This is a genomic window from Streptomyces silaceus, assembly GCF_001419745.1.
GTDB lineage: Bacteria > Actinomycetota > Actinomycetes > Streptomycetales > Streptomycetaceae > Streptomyces > Streptomyces silaceus.
On record NZ_LIRJ01000056.1, the window covers coordinates 21,467 to 27,585 of the forward strand.

Annotated in this window: 7 protein-coding genes; 4 read left to right on the top strand and 3 right to left on the bottom strand. The window is 73.3% G+C overall.

What is annotated here, in order from left to right; all coding sequences use genetic code 11:
• Positions 1–63: 63 nt before the first annotated feature.
• Complete coding sequence (locus AOK22_RS06400; RefSeq protein WP_055697590.1) at positions 64–801, top strand: acyltransferase; 738 nt, start codon at positions 64–66, stop codon at positions 799–801.
• Between the two features lie 23 nt (positions 802–824).
• Here AOK22_RS06400 and AOK22_RS06405 read toward each other — a convergent pair whose 3' ends face one another.
• Positions 825–1,688 (bottom strand): DMT family transporter, encoded by an 864-nt coding sequence (locus AOK22_RS06405; RefSeq protein WP_055697591.1) that lies wholly within the window; start codon positions 1,686–1,688, stop codon positions 825–827.
• Positions 1,689–1,792: 104 nt separating this feature from the next.
• Here AOK22_RS06405 and AOK22_RS06410 point away from each other — a divergent pair, with 104 nt between their 5' ends.
• Both AOK22_RS06410 and AOK22_RS06415 read left to right on the top strand, forming a co-directional pair.
• Complete coding sequence (locus AOK22_RS06410) at positions 1,793–2,377, top strand: helix-turn-helix domain-containing protein (RefSeq protein ID WP_055697592.1); 585 nt, start codon at positions 1,793–1,795, stop codon at positions 2,375–2,377.
• A 19-nt stretch (positions 2,378–2,396) separates the two neighbouring features.
• Positions 2,397–2,960: a YbaK/EbsC family protein gene (locus AOK22_RS06415; protein ID WP_055697593.1), complete on the top strand. Its 564-nt coding sequence runs from the start codon at positions 2,397–2,399 to the stop codon at positions 2,958–2,960.
• A gap of 37 nt (positions 2,961–2,997) precedes the next feature.
• Here the strand turns inward: AOK22_RS06415 and AOK22_RS06420 are convergent, their stop codons facing one another.
• Both AOK22_RS06420 and AOK22_RS06425 read right to left on the bottom strand, forming a co-directional pair.
• The gene (locus tag AOK22_RS06420; protein WP_055697594.1) at positions 2,998–4,176 is read right to left on the bottom strand and encodes an acyl-CoA dehydrogenase family protein; all 1,179 of its coding nucleotides are present in this window, start codon (positions 4,174–4,176) and stop codon (positions 2,998–3,000) included.
• Positions 4,173–5,369: a CaiB/BaiF CoA transferase family protein gene (locus AOK22_RS06425; protein ID WP_055697595.1), complete on the bottom strand. Its 1,197-nt coding sequence runs from the start codon at positions 5,367–5,369 to the stop codon at positions 4,173–4,175. The genes AOK22_RS06420 and AOK22_RS06425 overlap by 4 nt, the downstream gene beginning before the upstream one ends.
• A gap of 283 nt (positions 5,370–5,652) precedes the next feature.
• Between AOK22_RS06425 and AOK22_RS06430 the strand changes: the two genes are divergently transcribed.
• Positions 5,653–6,119 (top strand): GNAT family N-acetyltransferase (locus AOK22_RS06430; protein WP_157872186.1); only part of this gene is annotated, 467 nt, incomplete at its 3' end.

A 6,119-nucleotide genomic window follows, 5' to 3' on the forward strand; every position in this document is an offset into this window, starting at 1 on the left:
CGTGGGGCGAAGATCACAGCTCGGCGGCCTGCGCGACGCCGGGACGCTGAGTAACGTGAGCCCGTGCCGAAGAACAGGAACACGTTCTCATCCCTTGCCGCCGGGCCGCGCCGGCTCGCGCAGCGCGCCGTCCACGCGGGCTGGGAGTGGGTGCAGCGCACGGGCGCGGTGACCGCCGCGCACCCCGGCCGGCTGCGCTTCGGCGCGATCGGCGAGGGCACCCGGCTCGCCTTCCCGCAGGGCACGGTCTTCGGCGAGCCGTGGATCAGGCTCGGCGCGCACTGCATCGTGGGCCAGCACGTGACGCTCACCGCGGGGATGATGCCGGACCTCGACCTCGGGCCCGACCCGATCCTGCGGATCGGCGACGGGGTCGTCCTCGGCCGCGGCAGCCACGTCATCGCCGACACGACGGTGACGATCGGCGACGACACCTACTTCGGCCCCTATGTGTACGTGACGTCCACCAACCACTCGTACGACGACCCGCACACCCCCATCGGCAAGCAGTGGCCGCGGATGGAGCCGGTGGAGATCGGGCCCGGCTGCTGGTTCGGGACGGGCGCGGTGATCCTGCCGGGGGCCCGGATCGGGCGCAACGTGGTGGTCGCCGCGGGCGCGGTGGTGCGGGGCGAGGTGCCGGACCACGCCGTGGTGGCGGGCGCGCCCGCACGGGTCGTGCGGTCATGGGACGCGGAGCGGGGCTGGGAGCCGCCGCTGCGGACGCCGGCGCCGGTGCCGATCCCCGAGGGGATCACGCCGGAGCAGCTCATCGCGCTGGGGGAGTTGGGGGAGGCGTAGGCCTGGGGGCGGCCCGGGGTCCCTCAGGTCGCCAGCAGGACCGTGCCCGCCAGGGCCAGGCCCGCGCCCACCGCCTGGATGCCGCGCAGGCGTTCGTCCAGGACCGCGCGTGCCGCCAGGGCCGTCACCACCGGGTAGACGGAGGAGAGCACGGCGGCGACGGTGACCGGGCCGTTCTGCGCGGCCACCGAGTACGTGCCGTTGGCCGCGACGTCCGCGAGGCCGACGAAGGCGAGGGCGGGCAGCGACGCCCGGACGATCCGCAGGTCGGAGCCTTCGGGGAGCGCCCTGCCGCCGCGCCTGACGGAGAGGTACAGGGCCGTGCCGCCCGCCGCCACGTTCGTCACGCGCTGCACGAACAGGGCGAGGAAGAGGCCGGTCGGCGTGGTGGAGGCCTCGGCGATCAGGGCCATCACGCCGCCGAAGCCGAACGCGGCGACGAGGGTGAGCAGGACCGCCCGGCGCCGCACGGGGGCGCCGCGCAGTTCGGGGCCGCCCGCGAGCACGATGCCCGCGACGGCCACGGCGATGCCCGCGAACTGCGCGAGCCCGGGGCGCTCGCCGAGCAGGAGCCCCACGCCGACCGGCACGGCGACGCCGAGCGAGCCCAGCGGCGAGACGACGCCCATCGGGCCGAGGGCGAGCGCCTTGTAGAAGGCGAGCATGGCGACCGGCCCGACGAGCCCCGCGGCCACCGCGAACCACAACTGCGGGCCCCACTCGGTCCAGCCGCCGGTCGCGACCACGATCGCGCCGAGCACGACCACCGCGATCGTCTGTGAGGCGACCACCACCGTGAGGGCGGGGATCCGTCGGGTCAGCAGGCCGCCGCCGAAGTCCGCGAGACCCCACAGGAGGCTGGTGGCCAGGGCGAACAGTGCGGTCATCGAGGAGCCTCGCAGTACAGTGTGTTGAACCATCCGGAACCATCAGGTGCACCACACCGTAGTTCAGTATCCTGAACTCTGTCATCCAAAATATTGGACGGAATGTGTCGGACCTCGACCAGCTGACCCAGTCGCTCGCGCGCAACCTCAAGCGCTGGCGCAACGAGAGGGGCTTCACCCTCGACGCCCTCGCGGCCCGCGCCGGCGTGAGCCGCGGCATGATCATCCAGATCGAGCAGGCCAGGACCAACCCCAGCGTGGGCATCACGGTCAAGCTCGCGGACGCGCTGGGCGTCAGCATCACCACGCTCCTCGACCACGAACAGGGCTCACACGTACGGCTCGTGCCGCCGGAGCAGGCGGTCCGTATGTGGTCCACGGACGCCGGCAGCAGCACCACGCTCCTCGTGGGCACGGACGCGCGCGGCCCCTTCGAGCTGTGGACCTGGCGGCTGATGCCCGACGAGGGCAGCGACTCCGACGCCCATCCGCCGGGCACCGTCGAGCTGTTGCACGTCTCGCGGGGCGAACTGACCCTGGTCGTGGACGGCGTCGAGCACCTCGTCCCCGCGGGCACGGCCGCCAGCTTCGAGGCGAACGCGCCGCACGGTTACCACAACAAGGGCGCCGAACCGGTGGAGATGACGATGTCCGTCTCGGTGCCGCCCGCCCACGCCGCCTCCTACTGAGGGCTGTCAGCGTTCCGGCATGCGCGCTCCTCTCGGTGAATTCGACGTCGTCCGTACCGCCCCCGAAGCCCTCGGCCTGCTCGTCGCGCCCGTCGCCGAGGCCGTACGCGGCTGGCACGGACCCGTCCCGGCCGAGGAGCTCGTCCACGTCGACACCGACCCGCGGTGGGCCGACACCGCCACCTTCCTGGAGCACTACGGCCCCGAACTGCTCGGCCAGTCCGCCAACTGCGTCGTCGTCGCGGGCAAACGCGGCGGCGAGACCACGCTCGCCGCGTGCGTGGTGCTGTCCGGCACGCGGGTCGACGTGAACGGCGCGGTGCGCCGCCAACTGGGTGCGCGCAAGGCGTCGTTCGCGCCGATGGACACGGCCACGGGCGAGACCGGCATGGAGTACGGCGGCATCACGCCCATCGGACTGCCCGCCGCCTGGCCGCTGCTGGTCGACTCCGCCGTCGCCGATCTGCCGTACGTCCTGGTCGGCAGCGGAAGCCGGCGCGGCAAGCTCATCGTGCCGGGCAAGGTCTTCGCCGGGCTGCCGAACGCGGTCGTGCTCGACGGCCTCGGCGTCGCCGCCGGCTGACGCTCACCCCGGGTCGCGCCGCTCGACGTGTCCCGGTTCAGGCGTCCAGGCCGCCGCGCGCGATCAGTTGACGGGCGATCACATTGCGCTGGATCTCGTTGGTGCCCTCGCCCACGATCATCAGCGGCGCGTCGCGGAAGTAGCGCTCCACGTCGAACTCCGTGGAGTAGCCGTGGCCGCCGTGGATGCGGACCGCGTCGAGCGCGATCCGCATCGCCGTCTCCGACGCGAAGAGCTTGGCCATGCCCGCCTCCATGTCCACGCGCCGCCCCGCGTCGGCCTCGCGTGCCGCGTGCAGGGTCAGCTGGCGGGCCGCCGACAGCGAAGTGGCCATGTCCGCGAGGTAGTTGCCGATCGACTGGTGCTGCCAGATCGGTACGCCGAAGGACTCGCGCTCCTGGGCGTAGCGCAGCGCGTCCTCGAACGCGGCCCGGCCGACGCCCAGCGCGCGGGCCGCGACCTGGAGCCGCCCGGTCTCCAGCCCCTTCATCATCTGCCCGAACCCCTGGCCCTCGACGCCGCCGAGCAGGGCGTCGGCCGGGGCGCGGTAGCCGGAGAAGGACAGCTCGCAGCTCTCCACGCCCTTGTAGCCGAGCTTCGGCAGGTCGCGCGAGACGGTCAGGCCGGGGCCGTGCTCGACGAGGAGCACGGAGATCCCGCTGTGGCGCGGTGTCGCGTCCGGGTCGGTCTTGCAGAGCAGCGCGATCAGCCGGGAGCGGCGGGAGTTGGTGATCCACGTCTTCGCGCCGTCGACGACGTACCCGGCTCCGTCCCCGCTCCCGGCGCGGCGGGCGACCGTGCGCAGCGCCTGGAGGTCGGAGCCGCCGCCCGGCTCGGTCAGCGCCATGGTGGCGCGGACCTCGCCGGTGGCCATGCGGGGCAGCCAGCGGCGCCGCTGCGCCGGGGTGCCGAAGCGCACCAGCAGCTTCGCGACGACCGTATGGCCGCCCATCGCGCCCGCCAGGCTCATCCAGCCGCGCGCCAGTTCCTCGGTGACCAGTACATAGCAGGAGGTGGACACCGGGGTGCCGCCGAACTCCTCGGGCACGGCGAGACCGAAGACGCCGAGCTCCTTCATCCCCTCGATCAGGTCCTCGGGATAGGTGTCGGCGTGTTCCAGCTCGCGTACGACGGGCCTGACCCGCTCGTCGACGAAGTCGCGCACGGTCGTGACGACCAGCCGCTCGTCGGGGGAGAGGGTGTCCAGGGCGCTCACCGGCAGATCCCTTCCGCGCGCAGCCGGGCGATGTCGTCAGGACCGCGGCCCAGTTCGGCGAGGATCGCGTCGGTGTGCTCGCCCGCCTCCGGCACCGGATCCATGCGCGGGACGACTCCGGAAAGGGCGGCCGGGGGCAGCAGGGCCTGTACGGGCTCCTCGGTGCCCGGCACCCGTATGTCCTGCCAGCGGTCGCGCCCGGTGAGCACCGGGTGGTCGAGGAACTCGTGCACCGAATTGACCCCGGCGTTCGCGATGCCGGTCCGGTCGAGCAGCTTCATCGCCTCCGCGCCGTCCAGCTCGGCGAAGCGCGCGGAGATGATCGCGTCCAGCGCGTCGCGGTGCGCCACGCGGTCGGAGCCGGTGGCGAACCGCGGGTCGTCCGCCAGCTCGGGCCTGCCGATGAACTCCCGGCACAGGGCCGTCCATTCGCGTTCGTTCTGCACGGAGAGGAGCACGTCCTTGCCGTCCGACGCGGTGAACGGGCCGTAGGGGGCGACCGTGGCGTGCCGGGCGCCGACGCGGGGCGGCTGGGTCCCTCCGTAGCGGGTGTAGTAGGCGGGCTGGCTCATCCACTCGGCGAGCGCGTCGAACAGGGACACCTCGACGGTGGGCGCGCGGCCGGTCGTCGCGCGGGTGAACAGCGCCGAGAGGATGCCGCTGTAGGCGTACATCCCGCCCGCGATGTCGGCGACCGAGATGCCCACGCGCACGGCCTCGTCCGGGGTGCCGGTGAGCTGGAGCAGCCCGGTCTGGCACTGCACGAGCAGGTCGTACGCCTTGCGGTCCGCCCAGGGCCCCGCCGTGCCGTAGCCGCTGACGGTGCAGGGGATCAGGGAGGGGTGGCGGGCCTGCAGTTCCTCGGCGCCCAGGCCCATGCGGGCGGCGGCGCCCGGGGCGAGGTTCTGCACGAACACGTCGGCGCCCGCGAGGAGGTCGGCCAGGATCGCCTGTCCCTCCTCGGACTTGAGGTCGAGGGTGAGCGACTCCTTGGAGCGGTTCAGCCAGACGAAGTAGCTGGCCTGCCCGTGCACGGTGGTGTCGTAGCGCCGGGCGAAGTCGCCGCCGCCCGGCCGCTCGACCTTGATGACGCGGGCGCCGAGATCGGCGAGCTGACGCGTGGCGAAGGGAGCGGCGACGGCCTGCTCCAGGCTGACGACGGTGATGCCGGCGAGGGGGAGGGGAGGTGGCATGCCGCGTTTGTACGGCCCAAGGGTGGGCGCGTCAATGGCAGGTCCAGGGGGTGGCGGTTCCGCGTGCGGGCAGGGCGCGCGGTGGTGACGGGGACGCCCGCGGCCTTCCCGACGTGCTCCGGACGCGCGGCCGACGCGCGCCGGAAGCGCGCAGTTCAGCCGGTGCCGTCACCGTGCTGAACGTGCCGCGGCGCCGCGGCACCGGACCCGAGTGCGTCCGTGACCGTCATCTCCCTTCCTCCCTCGGCCCCGTCGTCCCCATCGCACCGAGAACGGAACTGTCATGCCCTCGACATCGCTCGTCACGACGGCCACCAGCTCGTACGTCACCTCCATCGCGGACACCCCCGAACAGATCAGGGCCGCCCAGCGCCTGCGCCACCGGGTGTTCGGCGAGGAGCTGGGCGCGACCCTCGACACGCCCCTGCCCGGACACGACATCGACGCCTTCGACGACCTCGCCGACCACCTCCTCGTCACCGACACCGCGACCGGCGACGTCGTCGGCACCTACCGGCTGCTGCCGCCCGGCAGGACGGAGCGGTCCTACTCCGACGGCGAGTTCGACCTGCGCGCCCTCGGCGCCCTGCGCTCCTCCACCGTCGAGGCGGGCCGCTCCTGCGTCCACCCCGACCACCGCTCCGGCGCCGTGGTCAACCTGATGTGGTCGGCGCTGGCCCGCTACGTCCTGCTCTCCGGCCACCGCCACCTCGCCGGCTGCGCCTCCGTGCCCCTGGCCGACGGCGGCCG

What these genes read in the sequence shown, in the direction of transcription:
- AOK22_RS06405 (WP_055697591.1), bottom strand. Translation starts at nt 1,688, where the DNA reads ATGACCGCACTGTTCGCCCTGGCCACCAGCCTCCTGTGGGGTCTCGCG.
- AOK22_RS06415 (WP_055697593.1), top strand. Translation starts at nt 2,397, where the DNA reads ATGCGCGCTCCTCTCGGTGAATTCGACGTCGTCCGTACCGCCCCCGAA.
- AOK22_RS06425 (WP_055697595.1), bottom strand. Translation starts at nt 5,369, where the DNA reads ATGCCACCTCCCCTCCCCCTCGCCGGCATCACCGTCGTCAGCCTGGAG.